The organism is Micromonospora sp. NBC_00362, assembly GCF_026342155.1.
GTDB lineage: Bacteria > Actinomycetota > Actinomycetes > Mycobacteriales > Micromonosporaceae > Micromonospora > Micromonospora hortensis.
Map to the genome: position 1 here is coordinate 5240398 of NZ_JAPENH010000001.1, position 17669 is coordinate 5258066.

The following is a 17669-nucleotide window of genomic DNA, read 5'->3' on the forward strand; positions in this document are numbered from 1 at the left end:
CTTCCACTGGCGCGTTCCCGACGTGCGGGCCGGCCGACGCTTCCGAAACACGCCCTATCCGACAATGGGTTGCTCCTGGGGGTAGCGGTAGAGCCGGCGTCGGGTGTTCAGGGCGATAGCCGACCCCAGGGTGAGCGTCCCGACCCGGCCGATGAACATCAGCACGGTCAGCACCAGTTGGCCGCCGGCCGGCAGTTCGGCGGCCAGACCGATGGTCAGACCGGTGGTGCTGAACGCCGAGGTGATCTCGAACAGCGCCGCGACGAAGCGGACGCCCTCGGTGAGCAGCAGCAACAGCATCGTTCCGGCCGTCACCAACGCGACGCTGAGCAGCGCCACGGTGAGGGCCTGTCGCTGACTCGCGGTGGCCACCCGCCGGTGCCCGATCGTCACGTCGGGCTCACCCCGCAACTCCGCCCAGATGGTGAACGCCAGCAGGAAGAACGTGGAGACCTTGATGCCACCGGCCGTGCTGGCGCTGCCGCCGCCGATGAACATCAGCACGATCAGCAGGGGATAGCTCTCCTCCTGGAGCGCGGCGATGTCCAGGATGCTGAAGCCGCCGGTGCGGCTCAGCGCGATCTGGGTGAACGACGCGAGGACCTTCCCGGGTACGTCGTACTGGCCGATCGTGCTCGCGTTGGTCCACTCGGCGGCGAGCAGGCCAGCGAAGCCCACCAGCAGGAGCACCGCGCTGCCCCAGATGGTCAACTTCGTCGCCACCGCCCAGCGGATCGGCTGCCGCCACTCGCGGACCGCCTCGAAGAGCGCGGGAAACCCGAGACCGCCGATGATCGCGCCGATCGCCAGGGGCAGCGAGACCCACGGATCACGGCTGAAGGCCAGCAGCCCTTCGCTGTAGAGCGCGAAGCCACCGTTGTTGAACGCCTGCACGGCGTGGAAGACGCCCGACCAGAGGGCCTGCCCGAAGGGGTAGTCGTAGGTCAGCCACAGCCGACCGGCGACCAGCACTGTCATCACCGCCTCGCAGGCGAAGACGGTCAGCGCGATCCGGCGGAGCAACCGGCCCACGTCACCGATGCCGAACTCCGCCGTCTCAGCCTGCACCAGCAACCGGTTGCGCAGCCCGAGCTGACTGGAGACCACCAGGATGACCAACGCCGCGACGGTGAGGATGCCGAGGCCGCCGAGCTGGGTGAGCAGGGTGATCACCAACAGTCCCCAGCCGGACCAGTAGTTCGGCGTGTCGGTGATGGCCATGCCGGTGACCGACACGGCCGAGGTGGCGGTGAAGAGCGCGGTGACCACGGGTGGGCGTACGTGTTCGGCGGTCGCCCAGCGCGCCATGAGCAACAGGGTGCCGAGCAGGATCGGCACCAGGAACGCGAACGGCACCAGCCGCACGGGATTGCGGAAGAACCGGCGCACCAGACAATCTTCCTGTCCGCCCGCGGCCCCGGAGTGGGAACGGGCATTCCGGAGATTCATCTGCCGGCCAGCCATCGACCAACTCCTGGCAAATCACAGGCGGTCTGCTTACCCGGACCATCGATGACAGGAGACGGCGTTGCGACGTACCCTTTCGACCCTCGGCGTGGCCAGCGCTCTGCTCGCCGCCGCCGTGGCCCTGCCGACCGTGGCCGCGGCCGAACCAACTGCCAACGCGGATCGCTCCCGGGCCAACGACCGACCAATCGTGATCGGTCACCGTGGCGCCAGCGGCTACCGGCCGGAGCACACGCTGGAGGCGTACCGGTTGGCGATCCGGATGGGTGCCGACTACATCGAGCCGGACCTGGTCTCCACCTCCGACGGCGTGCTGGTCGCCCGGCACGAGAACGAGATCTCCGGCACCACCGACGTGTCGACCCGCCCGGAGTTCGTGGCCCGCAAGGCGACGAAGACCATCGACGGTGTCGCGGTGACCGGGTGGTTCACCGAGGACTTCACACTCGCCGAGCTGAAGACGCTGCGGGCCAAGGAGCGGCTGCCGCAGGTACGCGTGGCGAACACCGCCTTCGACGGCCGCTTCGAGGTGCCCACCCTCCAGGAGGTCATCGACCTGGCCCGGACCGAGGGGCGGGCACGGGGCCGCACCATCGGCATCTACCCGGAGACCAAGCACCCGAGCTACTTCGCCTCGATCAAACTGCCGTTGGAGGAACCGCTGCTGCGGGTGCTGCGGCAGAACAGGTTGGACCGGAAGAACTCGCCGGTCTTCATCCAGTCGTTCGAGACGGCCAACCTGCGCCGCCTGAGCCGGCTCACCGACGTGAAGCTCGTTCAACTGCTCGACGCGACGGGCCGCCCGTACGACTTCACCGCCGCCGATGACGCCCGCACCTACCAGGATCTGGTCACGCCCGCCGGGCTGAAGTGGATCGCCGGATACGCCGACGGCATCGGCGCGAACAAGAACCTGATCGTCCCCCGGAACGCCGCCGGCGCCCTGCTCGCCCCCACCACAGTGGTACGCGACGCGCACCGGGAGCACCTGCTCGTGCACTCCTGGACGTTCCGCGCCGAGAACCAGTTCCTCCCGGCGGATTTCCGGATCGGCGCCGACCCGAACGCGCGCGGCGACATCACCGCCGAGTACGAGCTCTTCCTTGGCCTGGGCCTCGACGGTGTCTTCAGCGACCACCCGGACACTGCCGTCGCCGCACTCGCCGGCCGCTGACCCACATCTCGGCCCGGAGCTGATCCGCTCCGAGCCGACCACCGGGCCGACCACGCCCGGCCCACACGCTGGCCCGCCTTCCGCAACCCGGACGGCGGGCCAGCGGCATGTCTGGGCGGCCCGCGCCGCAAGATCGCACTCGATCCAGGAAGTAGTGGTGTGGCAGCCCTCCGAGGCCACTACAACCAGGATCGAGCACGATCTTGAAGGGGTACCCCTGGCCGAACCGGGCGAATGGCGCAGGGCGACACATGGCTCGGGTGGTCCGTGGGGGTTCGGGCCATCGAGAGCCTGGGTTCCCGGCTGGTGGTGCGGCCCGTTGTAACCCCCGGCCACCTCATTCCTGTTACTTGTGTGTTTCCGCCACATAGCTCGTGGGTGACGTCACTTCTAGCGTGAGCCGTCACGAAGAAGTTCTCTCCCTCTGAGTCCTCATGTGGAGTCGCAATGACGGTCCGGACGACGCGGCGGGCGTTCCTCTCCGCCGCCACGATGATGGCCGCGGCGCTGGCCGCCACGGCCTGTGGCAGCCCGCAGGACACCGCCACCGGCGGCGGCGACAGTGCCGCGCCGGTCAAGGTCGGCCTGGTGTACTCCCAGTCGGGAGCCCTGGCCAGCTATGGAAAGCAGTACATCGAGGGGTTCAAGGCGGGGCTGGACTTCGCCACCAAGGGCACCGGCAAGGTCGGTGACCGGAAGATCGAGCTGACCGAGGTCGACGACGCCGGCGACCCGGCCAAGGCGGTCTCCGCGGCGAAGGACCTGATCGGCAAGGGCACGAAGATCATCGCCGGCTCCACCGCCTCCGGTGTGGCGCTCCAGGTCGCGCCGATCGCGGCGCAGAACAAGGTCCTGTTCATCTCCGGCCCGGCCGCCACGGACGCGGTGACCGGCGCGAACAAGTACACCTTCCGCTCCGGACGGCAGTCCTACCAGGACGTGGTGACCGCCAAGTCGTTCATCGGCGATCCCGCCGGCAAGAAGGTAGTGGTCTTCGCCCAGGACGGCGCGTTCGGTGACGCCAACGAGGCAGCCGTCAAGGCCGTCATCGGCAGTGCCGGCGCGACAGTGACCAGCGTCCGCGCTCCGGCCAGTGCCACCGAGTTCACCCCGTTCGCCAGCCAGATCAAGGCCGCCAAGCCGGACCTGCTCTTCGTGGCGTGGGCGGGCACCACCGCCCCGGCCATGTGGCAGACCCTCGACCAGCAGGGCGTCCTGTCGTCGACCACTGTCGTCACCGGCCTGGACATCCGGGCCTCGTGGCCGACCTTCGGTGCTGCCGGCGCGAAGATCTCCTTCCTGTCGCACTACTTCGACGGTGCCAGCGACACCGAGGCCAGCAAGGCGCTGAAGGCCACTGTCAACACCATCGACCTGTTCCACCCGGACGGCTTCGCCGCCGCGCAGATGGTGGTCCGTGCCGCGCAGGAGGGTGGGGACGACGTCGACAAGATGGTCACCGCCCTGGAGGGCTGGAGCTTCGACGGGGTCAAGGGCAAGATGACCATCCGGGCCGCCGACCACGCGCTGCTCCAGCCGATGTTCCAGGCCAAGCTGACCGGCAGCGGCACCGCGTTCACCGCTACCGCGCAGAAGAGCCTCACCGGTGACGAGACCGCGCCGCCGGCCGTGGCCATGAAGGGCTGACCATGCTCGCCACCCGCGGTCTGACCTGGCGGATCGGTGAGGTCGCCATCGTCGACAGCGTCTACCTCGATCTGGCGCCCGGGGAGTTCCTGGGCGTCATCGGGCCCAACGGCGCCGGTAAGACCTCACTGTTCAACCTGATCACCGGCCTGCGCCGGGCCACCGAGGGCCGGATCGTCCTGGACGGGCAGGACATCGGTGCGCTTCCGCCGCACCGGCGGGCCCGCCTCGGTCTGGGCCGCACCTTCCAGGCGTCCTCGGTCTTCGGCTCGCTGAGCGTGCGGGAGAACGTCCGGCTCGCCGTGCAGGCGCACCGCGGGGGCTCGATGGCGCTGTGGCGGAGGGCGGCGGCCGACCGGGAGGTCGCCGCCGCCGCCGACGCGGCGCTCGACCGGGTCGGCCTCGCCCACCGGGGTACGGCCCTCGCCGGCACCCTGGCCCACGGCGAGAAGCGCAAGCTGGAGATCGCGCTGCTGCTCGCCGGGGAACCGCGGGTGATGCTGCTGGACGAGCCGATGGCCGGGGTCAGCGCCGAGGACGTGCCGGAGCTGGTCGCCGTCATCAAGTCGTTGACCGGCGACAGCGGCCGGGCGGTGCTGATGGTCGAACACCACATGGACGTCATCCTGGAACTGGCCGACCGCATCGCCGTCATGCACCACGGCGCGCTGCTGGCCTGCGACACCCCGGAGACGGTGATGGCCAACCCCACAGTGCAAGAGGCCTACCTGGGGGAGCAACTCTGATGGAACCGATCCTCAGTGTGGAGGAGCTGTCGGTCCGGATCTCCGGGCTGCACATCCTCCAGGGGGTGTCGTTCACTGTCGCCCCGACCGGCGTGACAGTTCTGCTCGGTCGCAACGGCGTCGGCAAGACCACCACGCTGCGCGCGATCGTCGGCCTCACCCCGCCCGCCGGGGAGGTGCGCGGCACCATCCGGATGGGCGCGCAGAGTCTGCTGGCCCGGCCGACGCACCGGCTGGTCCGCGGCGGGCTCGGCTACGTGCCCGAGGACCGCTGCGTGTTCGCCGGCCTCACCGTCGCGGAGAACCTGCGGCTCGCCGAGCGGCGCGGCACCACCCCGGCGTACGACAAGGTCTTCGCGCTCTTTCCGGAGCTGGACCGACGCGGACGGCAACGGGCCGGTTCGCTCTCCGGCGGGCAGCAACAGATGCTCGCCATCGGTCGGGTGCTGCTCAACGACAACCGGCTGCTGCTCGTCGACGAGCCGACCAAGGGGTTGGCGCCGAAGGTGGTGACCGAGGTGGCCGAGGTGTTGGAACGGGTCGCGGAGTCGGTGCCGGTGCTGCTGGTCGAGCAGAACCTGGCAGTCGTACGCCGACTGGCCCGCGACGCGGTCGTGCTGGCCGCCGGCAAGGTGGCCTGGACCGGCGACGCCCACGAGTTGCTGTTGGAGACCGCGTTGACGAAGTCGCTGCTCGGGGTCGGCTCGGCGGAGGTGCAGCACTGATGGGCACCGTGATCCTGTTGGCGTTGACCGGGCTCGGCCTGGCGGCGCTGTACTTCCTGGTCGCCTCCGGCCTGTCCCTGGTCTTCGGCCTTGCCGACGTGCTCAACTTCGCGCACGGGCTGTTCCTCGGCGTCGGCGCGTACGGCACCTGGTGGGCGGCGGGCAACCTGCCCGGCGCCGGCCCGGACGGGTTCGGCTTCGTGTTGGCTGTCGCCTTCGGGGTGGCCGCCGGAACGCTTGTCGCGATCCTGGTCGAGCTGGTGCTGATCCGCCCGCTGTACTCCCGCACCATCGAGCAGGTGCTGGTCACCGTCGGGCTGTCGCTGGCCGGGGTGGCGTTGCTCCAGGCCACCTGGGGTGCGGACGCCCGGCCGTTCCCGCGTCCGGACTGGACCCGGCAGGTGACCGGGATCTTCGGCGCGCAGGTGCCCAACGGTGGCCTGCTGCTGATCATCGCGGCGGTGCTGGTGCTCGGTGCGATCCTGGCGTTCCTGCGCTGGACCCGGTACGGCCTGGTGATCCGGGCCGGTGTGGAGAACCGGGAGATGGTGACGGCGCTGGGCATCGACGTCCGCAAGGCGTTCACGTTGGTCTTCGCGATCGGTGGGGCGGCCGCCGCGCTCGCCGGAGCGCTCGGCGGGGTCTACTTCGGCACCGTCTCGCCCGGGCAGGGCGGCTCGCTGCTGATCTTCGCGTTCATCGTGGTGGTGATCGGCGGGATGGGCTCGGTGGTCGGCTCCGCGTACGCGGCGGTCGTGGTCGGGCTGGTGCAGCAGTTCGTCAACTACTACGGCACGTCCGGGCTGGGCGACATCTGCGTGGTCGGGCTGCTGGCCGTGGTGCTGCTGCTGCGCCCGCAGGGCATCGCCGGAAAGGTGGCAACGGCATGACGGTGATCGACGCGCCTCGCGCGCAGGTGCCCGACGAACTGAGTCCGCAGCGGGGGCGGTGGCACCGGGTCCGCCCGTTCCTGCCGCTCGTCGCACTGGTCGTGCTGGCGATCCTGCCCTACTCGACGATCTCCCTGCCGGGGATCTTCGAGGGGCCGGTCAACTCACCCGGCACCCTGCAACTGCTTGCCATCTGCCTGATCTTCGGCGGGCTGGCGGCCGGGTACGACCTGCTCTTCGGCCGGACCGGGATGCTCTCCTTCGGGCACGCCCTGTACTTCGCCGCCGGTGTCTACGGCACCGACATCCTCATCACCCGGGCCGGTCTGCCGCTGTGGCAGGCGGCGCTGCTGACCGTCACCGGCGGCACCGTCCTCGCCGCGCTGCTCGGCGCGGTGGCGCTGCGGACGGTGGGTATCGCGTTCGCCATGGTCACGTTGGCCTTCGCCCAGGTCGGCGCGATCCTGGTGGCCCGGGACTTCGGCGGGCTCACCGGCGGTGAGGAGGGCCTGCCGCTGGACGTGTCCGGGTTGCCCGCCGGCCTGGTGGGGGTGACGAACACTGTCAACCTGTACTGGTTGGCGCTGGCGTACCTGACCCTGGTGGTCTTCGTGGTGCACCGGGTGAGCGGGTCACCGACCGGTCGGGTGCTCGCCGGGCTGCGCGACGACGAGCGGCGGATCGGCGTGCTCGGGTTGGACCCGTACCGCTACAAGCTGGTGGCGTTCACACTGGCCGGCGGGTTGGCGTCGGCGGGCGGGGTGGTCTACGTCCTGATCGTCGGCGGCGCGTCGCCGCACATCACGTCGTCCGAGCTGACCCTGTCGCTGCTGGTCATGGTGGTGCTCGGCGGGCCGGGCACCCGGTGGGGTCCGGTGCTCGGTGGTGTCCTCTACATGTACCTGGATCACCGGCTCACCGCCTTCGGCACGAGCGACGCGGTGGACAACCTGCCGGCCGTCCTCAGCCGTCCGCTGAGCCAGCCGCTGTTCGTCCTGGGGACCGTCTTCATCCTGGCTGTCTACTTCTTCCCAGGTGGTCTGACCAGTTTGGCTCCCCGCCTGTCCCACCTGACCCGATCCCTCCGCCCCCCACGCCGCCGCTGACCGCTCGCACCCGCTTCCACCCCGTCGATCATGAAGTTACTGCCATGACACGCCGCGTCGAATGGCGATAGCTTCATGATCGACGGGGTTCTTCGTACGGGAGGTCGGGAGATGGACTCGCGGGTTGCGGTAGTCAGTGGGGGCGGGACGGGGATCGGGGCGGCAGTGGCGGGAGTGCTCGCCCGCGACGGTTACGACGTCCTGATCGTCGGGCGGCGGGCGGACGTGTTGACGGCCGCCGCCGAGCAGATCGCCGCGGACTGCGGGCGGCCGGACGCGGTCACCACGGTGGTCGCGGATCTGACCGATCCGGAGCAGCTCGACACGGTCCTCGCGGCGGTTGGTGACCGGCCGGTCGACGTGGTGGTCAACAACGCTGGCGGCTACCTGGCCGGGGACACCGGCACGTTGGCCGGAACCGCCGCGCACTGGCGGGCCAACCTGGACGCCAACGTGCTCACCGCCGTGCTGCTGACCGAGGCGCTGCGGCCGGCTCTGCGGCGACCCGGCGGGCGAGTGATCCTGGTCAGCTCGATCGCCGCCCAGCGCGGCGGCGGTGGGCCGTACTCGGCGGCGAAGGCGGCTCTGCACGGTTGGGCGTACGACCTGGCCGCGCAGCTTGGTCCGGAGCAGATCACCGTCAACGTGGTGAGCCCCGGCTACGTCGCCGAGACCGAGTTCTTCGGTGACCGGATGACCGCCGAGGGGCACGCGAAGCGGGTGGCGGCGACCCTGGTCGGACGCGCCGGGCTGCCGGACGACATCGCCGAAGCGGTCCGCTATCTGGCCAGCCCGGGGGCCGGCTACGTCACAGGCCAGATCCTGGGCGTCAACGGCGGCTCAGTCCTAGGCCGCTGAAGCCCCGCGACCGCGTTGATCAAGAGGTTTCCGTCGGAATCCGGCCGAATGATGACGCAAACCTCTTGATCAACAGGGGGATGACGGGCAGCGCTGGTAGAAATGCCGGGTGGAGACAGCAGAGCGGGCAGCGGTACGCGAGCGGGCCGAGGCGGTGCTGCGCCGGCTGGCCGGTGACCATGCCCGGCTGCGCGAGGATCAGTGGCGCGCCATCGAGGCGCTGGTCGTCGACCGGCGGCGGGTGCTCTGCGTCCAGCGCACCGGTTGGGGCAAGTCGGCCGTCTACTTCGTGGCCACCGCCCTGCTCCGGGACCGCGAGCAGGGCCACCAGGCCGGGCCGACAGTCATCGTCTCGCCGTTGCTGGCGTTGATGCGCAACCAGGTCGAGGCCGCCGCTCGGGCTGGCATCCGGGCCCGCACGATCAACTCGGCGAACCTCGACGAGTGGGACGAGATCACCGCCGAGATCCAGAGCGGCGCGGTCGACGTGCTGCTGATCAGCCCGGAACGCCTCAACAACCCGGACTTCCGCGACGGCGTCCTGCCGAAGTTGGCGGCGACCACCGGCCTGCTGGTTGTCGACGAGGCGCACTGCGTCTCCGACTGGGGGCACGACTTCCGGCCGGACTACCGGCGGCTGCGGACGTTCCTCGCCGAGCTGCCCGAGCGCACTCCCGTGCTGGCGACCACCGCCACCGCCAACGCCCGGGTCACCCAGGACGTCGCCGAGCAGCTGGGCGACGCCCTCATCCTGCGCGGCACCCTGGACCGCGAGTCGCTGCGCCTCGGGGTGCTCGACCTGCCCAGCCCGGCGCACCGGTTGGCCTGGCTCGCCGACCACCTGGACCAGCTGCCCGGCTCGGGCATCGTCTACACGCTGACAGTGGCGGCAGCGGGGGAGACTGCCGAGTTCCTGCGCTCCCGGGGTTATCCGGTCGCCTCGTACAGCGGGCAGTCCGACGACGCCGATCGGCGCGCCGCCGAACAGGACCTGCTCGACAACAAGATCAAGGCGTTGGTCGCCACCAGCGCCCTCGGCATGGGCTTCGACAAGCCCGACCTGGGCTTCGTCGTCCACCTCGGCGCGCCACCCTCGCCGATCGCGTACTACCAGCAGGTCGGCCGCGCGGGCCGCGCCGTCGAGCACGCCGAGGTGCTGCTGCTGCCCGGCGTCGAGGACGCCGCGATCTGGCGTTACTTCGCCTCGCTGGCGTTCCCACCGGAGCAGCAGGTCCGGGCCGTGCTGGCCGCCCTGCACACCGACCGCCCGCTCTCCACCCAGGCGCTCGAACCCCTCGTCGACCTGCGCCGGGCCCGGTTGGAGCTGATGCTCAAGGTGCTCGACGTGGACGGCGCGGTCCGCCGGGTGCGCGGTGGTTGGCTCGCCACCGGCGAGCCGTGGATCTACGACGAGGCACGGTTGCGCCGCGTCGCCGAGGCGCGCACCGTCGAGCAACAGGCCATGCGGGAGTACGCGACCACGTCCGACTGCCGAATGCGGTATCTACGGGAACGCCTGGACGACACCGAGGCGGCCGACTGCGGCCGGTGCGACAGGTGCGCCGACCCGCTCTTCGTCGCGGACGTGTCGACTGCCGCGCTCGCCGCCGCGCAGACCTTCCTGGGTCGACCCGGCGTGGAGATCGCGCCGAAGAAGCTCTGGCCGACCGGGCTCGACGCGGTGGGCGTACCCCTCAAGGGCCGGATCGCCCCCGCGGACCAGGCGCTGCCGGGCCGGGCCGTCGGGCGCCTCTCCGACCTGGGCTGGGGCGGCCGGCTGCGTGCTCTCGTCGGCCCGGAAGCGCCGGACGCGCCGCTGCCCGACGACGTCGCCGGCGCGGTCGTGGAGGTGCTGAAGGCGTGGGCGCACGGCGACGACCCGTGGCCCCGCCGGCCGGTGGCGGTGGTCGCTGTCGGTTCCCGGCGGCGGCCCCGGCTGCTCGGCTCGCTCGCCGAGCGGATCGCCACGGTGGGCCGGCTGCCGCTGCTCGGCGAGGTCACCGCGACCGGCCCCGACGGCCCGGCCGGGCCGCGCGGCAACAGCGCCCAACGGGTACGCGCGCTGCACGACACCTTCACCGTGCCGACCGACCTGGCCGAGGCCCTGGCTGGGCTGGACGGCCCGGTGCTGCTCGTCGACGACCTGATCGACTCGGGCTGGACGATGACGCTGGTGGCCCGGGCCCTACGCCGGGCCGGCGCGACCGGCGTGCTCCCGCTCGCCCTCGCCGTGGCCGGCTAACCCGCTGCGTTCGGGTCGGTGGTGGGACCGGCCCTCGGCGATGCTCGAGTCTGCGCGGCCGGTCGTGCCCGGTCGGGGCGTTGCGGGTCTGCGCCGCCGGCCGCGCCCGGTCGGGGCGATGCTCGGGTCCGCGCTGCCGGCCGTGCCCGATCGGGGCGTCGCCGGGTCTGCGCCGCCGGTCGTGCCTGGTCGGGGCGTTGCCCGCGCTGCGGCGTGGTCTGCACCGGTCGGATGGAAAAGTTCCCGGGCGGTGTCGAGTGCGACGGTCGCCACGCCGTCCGGGCGTCGGCCTGACCCGGCCGGGCACGGCGGTACCGTGGGCGGCATGACCGACCAGCAGCCCGTCACCCGTGCGCGCACCGATGCGGGCAGGACCGCAGGCGGCGAGGCCGGCCGGGCGCGGGGCGTCGGTCGTGGCTGACCAGGGCCCGGCCGAGCCGGACCGGAGCACGCTCCGGCTGGCGCTGGTGGTCGGCGGGCTGGTGCTGGCGGTGCTGCTCGGCTTCGGTCTCGGCCGGCTGAACGCCAACGGTGCCGCCACCGGCAGCCCGTCGTTGGCCGCCGAGCACACCGACCCGCCGGGCGTCGCGCCGCACAACCACGGCTCCGCCACGACCACCGACCAGGGCGCGGCCACCGAGCCGGGCGGTCTCGCGGTCAGCTCGGCCGGGTTCACACTGGCGCCCCTGGCCACCGAGTTCGCGGCGGGTCGCCCCGGTCAGCTCCGCTTCCAGGTGCGCGACGCGCAGCGCCGGCCGGTGACCCGGTTCGCCATCGTGCACGACAAGCCGATGCACCTCATCGTCGTCCGGCGGGACCTGACCGGTTACCAGCATCTGCACCCGACAATGGCGGCGGACGGCACCTGGTCGGTGCCGTTGACCCTCGCGCAGCCGGGCCTCTGGCGCGCGTACGCCGACTTCACTGTGGTCGCCGACAACGGCGCGCAGACCGCTGTGACCCTCGGCACGGACCTGGTGGCGCCCGGCGACTACCGACCCCGTCCACTGCCGGGGCCGGCCACCTCGACGACAGTGAACGGCTTCACCGTCGGCTACCAGGGCACTGCGCAGGCCGGGGCGACAGTTCCGCTGACCTTCCGGGTCGACGGCGCTGCCGGCGCAGCCCCGCTGGAGCGGTACCTCGGGGCGTACGGGCATCTGGTGGCGTTGCGCGAAGGCGACCTCGGCTATCTGCACGTGCACCCGGAGGCCGAGTTGGTGGACGGTCAGATCAAGTTCTGGTTGACCACCCCTGGCCCGGGCCGCTATCGCCTCTACCTCGACTTCCAGGTGAACGCCGAAGTCCGAACCGCCGAGTTCACCCTGACCGTCCCCTAGCCCGCCCGGGCCCCTCGCCCACTCTCGTTGACCATGAAGTTATTGCCTCTGGGCGCGGCGTGTCGGGGCAACAACTTCACGATCAACCCCGACGGGGGTGGGGGTGGGGGTTAGCCGGCTCGGCGGATGGGGCGGCGGGCCAGGTAGCGGAGCAGATCGCGGATGTGGTGCTTCTCCTCGGCGGGGACCGTGGGGTCGGCCAGCCGGTCCAGGATGGCCCGGACGTCGGCCTCGACCGGGCCCTCGTCATGGCGTCGGCGGGGCGCGGGGCCGGCGTCGGGCAGCCCGAGCGCGCGGAACGCGGCGGCGACCGGCAGATCCAGCGCGGCGCAGAAGCCGCGCACCTTGGCCAACTCGGGATAGTCCTGCCAGTCGCCGGCCAGCCAGCGGAACACGGTGGAGCGACCCACGCCCGTGTGCGAGGCAAGATCAGTCACGGTCCAGCCACGTTCGTCGCGAGCGTCATCGATGGCGCGCCGGACGAAGCGGGCGAAGGCCATCTGCGGTGATACGTCGGCTGATCCCATCCCTGTGTGTCTTCCCCTCCTGACGGAGCACCGGGACGATGCGCCTTCCGAGGGTAGTACGCCGGGACACGGAAACAATTGACTGACCGCACAAACTGTCCCGTGGACGAGACTTTTCTCTGGAAGCGTGTGTGCAGAACGAAAATTGCATCGAGCGATCTTCATCGTTCTTCCATTAAGCTCGGTGCCCGTCCCGACACCGCGTCTGTCGCCTGCCGCCTTCGACCGGACCACCGCCGAGGAGCACCATGGCCGAATCGAGCCGCCCCCAGCCGTACCAGCCCGGTGCGGTGAGCCTCTTCTTCGTCGCCAAGGCCGGCGTCTTCGCCGCCGCGTTCTGGATCTGGTTGCTGGTACTGGTGCTCCGCACCGACTCCGCGACCGGCCTCCAGGTGCTGGCCGCCACCGGCGCCGTCACCACCACGCTCGTCGCGGTGGTGCTCGGTGCCCGGATGGCGTTGCAACACAACGCCGCCATCCGGCACGCCGAGGTGAAGAGGCTGCTGGTCGACATCTCCTGGAACGCCTTCGCGGCGGCCGGCAACGCCGAGACCGGGGGCAAGGTCGTGCCATTCCCGACCGCCCCGGGCGACGGTGAGTGGGCCGCCCAGCGACCCGCCGCCGACCGGGTGTCGGTCCTCGATCGTCGTACCAGCGAGCGCAACGGCAGCCGGGACCGCCGACGCTAGCCGCCCAGGAGCTACGCGGGTGTCTCTCCGGTGGCCAGCAGCGTTTCCAGCCGGGGAGTGACCTGCCACTGGTCCACCAGCTCGCGGTACTCCGCGCGCTGCGGCTCGGTCGCCTCGGTGCCGGTGCGACGGGCGCGGATCAGCAGGTTACGCGGGGTGTGCTGCGAATCCACGAACTCCACCACCTCCGTCCGGTACCCGTGCGCCCGCAGCAGCCCGGCGCGCAGCGCGTCGGTGAGCACGTCGGCGAAGCGCTCGCGCAGGATGCCCTGCCGGGTCAGCAGTTCGTACGGGGCCGGAGCGGGGTGGGCGCGGAGCTGCTTCGCCAGATCGTGGTGGCAGCACGGCGCAGCCAGCACCCAGCGGGCCTCCCAGCGCACCGCGCGGGCCAGTGCCTCGTCGGTGGCGGTGTCGCAGGCGTGCAGCGCCAGCACCAGGTCGGGGGCGGGGTCGACGACGGCCTCGGCGATCGTCCCGGACACGAAGCTGACCTGGTCGGCCCAGCCCAGCCGCTGCGCCAGCTCGGTGTTGCGCCGCCGCTGGTCCTCCCGGACGTCCACACCGACCAACTGGACGTCGAGCCCCCGACTCGTCAGGTAGCGGTACGCGGCGAACGTCAGGTAGGCGTTGCCGCAGCCCAGGTCGACCACCCGTAGCGGACCGGTCAGGTCGTCGGGCAGGGTCGCGGCCAGGGCCCGAAGGAACGCGTCCACCTGGCGGCGCTTGGCCGCCGAACCGCCGATCTCCGCGAAGATCGGGTCACCGGGGTCGAGCAGGTATTCCTTCGTCCGGTCGTTCCCGGTGGGCGTCGCCGCCGGGCGGGACGTCGCGGCCCGGTGCACCTGCGCCTCGCCTGACTTGGTCACCCGCAGTTGGAGGGTCGCGTCGGCAGTCTCGACGTGCCAGTTGCCGAACGGCTCGGCGAGCAGTTCGTCGATGGCCGCGGCGGCCTCCGGACCGGAGGCGAGGTTGCGGGTGTAGGGGCGAGCACCGTCGGACGTGGTGATCTGCATTCGGGGCCCGGCCTTGAGCCGCACCGGCCGCAGCTCGGCCCGCTCAACGGTGGGGCGGCGACCGCGTCGACGTCCGGCGGCGACCGCCCGAGTCAACGCGGGGTCGAGCAGCAGCGCCCGAACCTCGGTCAGGGCGGCGTCCAGTGGTTGCGGCATCGTTCCATTTTCGGCAGGTGGGGTGGGAGAAGGGAACATCCCCCGTACCGCGCGAGGCGGTGCGGGGGATGTCAGGTGTGGCTGGTGATCAGTCCGCTGTCGCCTCGGCCGGCGCATCCGCACCAGAACCGCCACCACGGCGGCGGCGTCGGCGGCGCGGCTTGGACGCCTCGCCGTCGGACGCGGTGGCCGGCTCGGAGGGGCCGGCGTCGGCGGAGATCACCGCGGTCGCCTCGGCCGCGACCACCTCGCCGGCCCGGCGACGACGCCGGCGGCGGGGGGTACGGGTGCCTTCGTCGGCGGCGTCGGCCGCAGGTGCCTCGGCGACGGCCGGCGTGCCGGCGTCGGAACGGTCGCGGCGGCCATCGCCCCGACCACGGCGCTCGCCGCGACCCTCACCACGGCTCTCGCCGCGTCGGGGGCCCCGACCGCCGCTGTCGCCCCGACGGGAGCGGGTCGTCCCACCCAGATCCTCTTCGATCTCGGCGGACAGCCCGGCCCGGGTGCGCTCGGCAGTGGGCAGCGTGCCGCTGACCTCGGTGGAGATGTGCAGGTCGGTGTAGAGGTGCGGGGACGTGTGGTACGTCTCCGGCGGCTCCGGCATCTCCAGACCGAGGGTCTTGTCGATGATCCGCCAGCGCGGCATGTCGTCCCAGTCGACGAAGGTCACCGCGACACCAGTCGCGCCGGCCCGGCCGGTACGACCGATCCGGTGGGTGTAGGTGTCCTGGTCTTCCGGGCAGTCGTAGTTGATGACGTGGGTGACGCCGGTGACGTCCAGCCCACGGGCTGCCACGTCGGTGGCGACCAGGATGTCGATCTTGCCGGCCCGGAAGGCCCGCAGAGCCCGCTCGCGAGCGCCCTGGCCGAGGTCACCATGCACCGCGGCGACCGCGAACCCGCGGAAGTCGAGATCCTCGGCGACCCGGTCGGCGGCCCGCTTGGTACGCGTGAAGATCATGGTCAGCCCACGCCCCTCCGCCTGGAGGATGCGCGCCACCACCTCGACCTTGTTCATCGAGTGGGTGCGGTAGACCAACTGCTGGGTCTGCGGCGACGGGCCCGTCTCAGCGGTGTGCCCGGCGTGGATCGTCATCGGCTGGCGCAGGAAGCGCCGCGACAGGGTGACGATCGGGTCCGGCATGGTGGCCGAGAAGAGCATCGTCTGTCGGTCTTCCGGAAGCATCGCCAGGATCTTCTCGACGTCGTCGAGGAAGCCCAGGTCGAGCATCCGGTCGGCCTCGTCGAGGACGAGTGCGTGCACCCGGTCGAGCCGGAGGTGCTTCTGCTTCTGCAGGTCCATCAGACGGCCGGGCGTGCCGACCAGGATCTCGACGCCCTTGCGCAGCGCGTCGATCTGCGGCTCGTAGGCCACGCCACCGTAGATCGGCAGCACCCGGACGCCACGCGTCCGGCCGGCGGCGGCCAGATCCTTGGCGACCTGGATGCCCAGCTCACGGGTGGGGACGACGACCAGCGCCTGGGGGACACCGTCGCTGCCCTCGCCCGGGGCGAAGACCCGGTCGAGCAGCGGTACGCCGAAGCCGAGGGTCTTGCCGGTGCCGGTGGGCGCCTGACCGATGAGGTCGACGCCGCGCAGCGCGATCGGGATCGCGTACTCCTGGATGGCGAAGGCGCGGGTGATGCCGGCCGAGGCCAGGGCCTCGACCGTCTCGGCGCGCGCGCCGAGTGCGGCGAACGTGGGGGCCTCCGGTCGAACCGGGGCGGTGGGGGCCAGTTCCTGGCCGTCCAGCAAATCTTGAGTCAGGTCGCTCATGTGGATGTGGGGGTGCCCTCTCGTGGGTGCGCCCGTCATGTCCTCAGGGCGCGTTCGGTATGACGCGGGCCACACGGTCGGCGGCGGATTGCCGAGCCGGACCGGGCCGCACGCGCGCCGCGGGCTGAGCTTCGATCAGATCGGCGCCCACGGCAACTGCTCCATGTTACCTGAACAGGCATGCCCCCGTCCCGATTCCCCGTCGGCCACTCGCCACGCGGGGCAAGCAAATGTGACCTACGCCACATAAATTGTCCCGTCGGCCTCGACCGTGACGTGGGGCTGCAGTGCGAGGTGCGTGGGACGCGCGCGAGGGCCGGTACGCGATAGCCTGCCGCTCGTGTCCGCCCCCGGTTCCGCGTACGCCGACCTGCTGGGTCTGGTCGCCTTCGGTGAGCTGCTCGCCTTCGAGCGGATGGCGGGCGATGCCCGGCTCGCTCCTGACCTGCGCCGCCGGGCCGCGCTGAACGAGATGGCCGCGGCCGAGATCGCCAACTACCGGCGCCTCGCCGACCGACTCACCGCGCTGGGTGTCGCGCCCGAGGACGCGATGGCGCCCTATGTCGAGCCGTTGCAGGCGTACCACGACTCGACCGAGCCACGGGACTGGGCGGAAGTGGTCACCAAGGCGTACGTGGGCGACGCGATCACCGACGACTTCGTTCGCGAGATCGCCGACGCGCTGGAGGAACCCGACCGGGCGCTGGTGCTGGACGTCCTGCACGACTCCCGGTACGCGGACTTCGCCGCGGCGGAGATCCGGGTGGCCGTCGCCGACGACCCCCGGGTGGCCGGTCGGCTCTCGATGTGGGCCCGCCGACTGGTCGGTGAGGCGTTGTCCCAGGCCGGCCGCGTCGCCGCCGAGCGGGCCACCCTCACCGCGCTGATCGCACGAGACGGCCGGGTCGACGTGCCGGGGCTGTTCGGCAGGCTCACGACCGCGCACACCGCGCGGATGGCCGCCGCCGGGCTGAACAACTGACCACCCGGCCGGCGCCGGCCTGCGGCAGGTGGGCCGAGTGCCGACCTGCCGCGATGGCCGGACCGGTCAGCGGACGGTGAACCCGACCGCCCGCGACGACGCCTCGGCGATCTCGACGTAGGCGACCTTCTCGACCGGAACGATGACCCGCCGGCCCTTCTCGTCGGTCAGGGAGAGCGTGCCGCCGTTGCCGGCGAAGGCGTCGGTCACGATCTGCTCGATCTCGGCCGGCGACTGCGCGCTGTCCACTACCAGCTCGCGTGGCGCGTACTGCACGCCGATCTTGACCTCCACTGTGCCTCCTCAACTGGGGCGAAAGAACCGCCCTGC

Annotated in this window: 16 protein-coding genes; 11 read left to right on the plus strand and 5 right to left on the minus strand. The window is 71.5% G+C overall.

All coding sequences use genetic code 11. The annotated features are described in order from the left end of the window. Window positions 1–54: 54 nt before the first annotated feature. On the minus strand, window positions 55–1389 hold the full coding sequence (locus OG992_RS24120) for a TrkH family potassium uptake protein (protein WP_238684566.1): 1335 nt from the start codon (window positions 1387–1389) through the stop codon (window positions 55–57). A 139-nt stretch (window positions 1390–1528) separates the two neighbouring features. Between OG992_RS24120 and OG992_RS24125 the strand changes: the two genes are divergently transcribed. The 9 genes from OG992_RS24125 (at window position 1529) to OG992_RS24165 (ending at window position 12195) form a co-directional block, all read left to right on the plus strand. After that, window positions 1529–2641, plus strand: coding sequence for a glycerophosphodiester phosphodiesterase (locus OG992_RS24125; protein WP_266304379.1), 1113 nt, complete (start codon window positions 1529–1531; stop codon window positions 2639–2641). 447 nt (window positions 2642–3088) lie between these two features. Beyond that, the gene (locus OG992_RS24130; protein WP_266304380.1) at window positions 3089–4288 is read left to right on the plus strand and encodes a substrate-binding domain-containing protein; all 1200 of its coding nucleotides are present in this window, start codon (window positions 3089–3091) and stop codon (window positions 4286–4288) included. A 2-nt stretch (window positions 4289–4290) separates the two neighbouring features. Continuing rightward, on the plus strand, window positions 4291–5034 hold the full coding sequence (locus tag OG992_RS24135; protein ID WP_196929416.1) for an ABC transporter ATP-binding protein: 744 nt from the start codon (window positions 4291–4293) through the stop codon (window positions 5032–5034). Next, on the plus strand, window positions 5034–5759 hold the full coding sequence (locus OG992_RS24140; protein WP_238684569.1) for an ABC transporter ATP-binding protein: 726 nt from the start codon (window positions 5034–5036) through the stop codon (window positions 5757–5759). Before OG992_RS24135 ends, OG992_RS24140 begins: the two co-directional genes overlap by 1 nt. Beyond that, on the plus strand, window positions 5759–6649 hold the full coding sequence (locus OG992_RS24145; RefSeq protein WP_112584735.1) for a branched-chain amino acid ABC transporter permease: 891 nt from the start codon (window positions 5759–5761) through the stop codon (window positions 6647–6649). The genes OG992_RS24140 and OG992_RS24145 overlap by 1 nt, the downstream gene beginning before the upstream one ends. Beyond that, window positions 6646–7755 carry a branched-chain amino acid ABC transporter permease gene (locus OG992_RS24150; protein ID WP_266304381.1) on the plus strand — a complete coding sequence of 370 codons (1110 nt, stop codon included), beginning with the start codon at window positions 6646–6648 and terminating at the stop codon, window positions 7753–7755. The genes OG992_RS24145 and OG992_RS24150 overlap by 4 nt, the downstream gene beginning before the upstream one ends. Before the next feature lie 111 nt (window positions 7756–7866). Beyond that, on the plus strand, window positions 7867–8613 hold the full coding sequence (locus OG992_RS24155) for an SDR family NAD(P)-dependent oxidoreductase (RefSeq protein ID WP_266304382.1): 747 nt from the start codon (window positions 7867–7869) through the stop codon (window positions 8611–8613). A 109-nt stretch (window positions 8614–8722) separates the two neighbouring features. Continuing rightward, complete coding sequence (locus OG992_RS24160; RefSeq protein WP_266304383.1) at window positions 8723–10855, plus strand: RecQ family ATP-dependent DNA helicase; 2133 nt, start codon at window positions 8723–8725, stop codon at window positions 10853–10855. A 413-nt stretch (window positions 10856–11268) separates the two neighbouring features. After that, window positions 11269–12195, plus strand: a complete 927-nt coding sequence (locus tag OG992_RS24165) for a hypothetical protein (protein WP_266304384.1) — start codon at window positions 11269–11271, stop codon at window positions 12193–12195. 110 nt (window positions 12196–12305) lie between these two features. On the opposite strand, the gene OG992_RS24170 is transcribed toward OG992_RS24165, so the two are convergent. Further along, window positions 12306–12722: a helix-turn-helix domain-containing protein gene (locus OG992_RS24170; protein WP_030491673.1), complete on the minus strand. Its 417-nt coding sequence runs from the start codon at window positions 12720–12722 to the stop codon at window positions 12306–12308. A gap of 248 nt (window positions 12723–12970) precedes the next feature. Between OG992_RS24170 and OG992_RS24175 the strand changes: the two genes are divergently transcribed. Beyond that, window positions 12971–13411 (plus strand): hypothetical protein, encoded by a 441-nt coding sequence (locus OG992_RS24175; RefSeq protein WP_266304385.1) that lies wholly within the window; start codon window positions 12971–12973, stop codon window positions 13409–13411. Between the two features lie 11 nt (window positions 13412–13422). On the opposite strand, the gene OG992_RS24180 is transcribed toward OG992_RS24175, so the two are convergent. After that, a complete protein-coding gene (locus tag OG992_RS24180; protein WP_238684575.1) occupies window positions 13423–14580 on the minus strand; it encodes an SAM-dependent methyltransferase in 1158 nt (385 codons plus the stop codon). Window positions 14581–14668: 88 nt separating this feature from the next. After that, the gene (locus OG992_RS24185) at window positions 14669–16357 is read right to left on the minus strand and encodes a DEAD/DEAH box helicase (RefSeq protein WP_210785503.1); all 1689 of its coding nucleotides are present in this window, start codon (window positions 16355–16357) and stop codon (window positions 14669–14671) included. Window positions 16358–16697: 340 nt separating this feature from the next. On the opposite strand from OG992_RS24185, the gene OG992_RS24190 reads away from it, so the two are divergent. Beyond that, window positions 16698–17339 carry a ferritin-like fold-containing protein gene (locus OG992_RS24190; protein WP_266304386.1) on the plus strand — a complete coding sequence of 214 codons (642 nt, stop codon included), beginning with the start codon at window positions 16698–16700 and terminating at the stop codon, window positions 17337–17339. Window positions 17340–17405: 66 nt separating this feature from the next. On the opposite strand, the gene OG992_RS24195 is transcribed toward OG992_RS24190, so the two are convergent. Then, window positions 17406–17633: a DUF3107 domain-containing protein gene (locus OG992_RS24195; RefSeq protein WP_088950288.1), complete on the minus strand. Its 228-nt coding sequence runs from the start codon at window positions 17631–17633 to the stop codon at window positions 17406–17408. Between the last annotated feature and the right edge of the window lie 36 nt (window positions 17634–17669).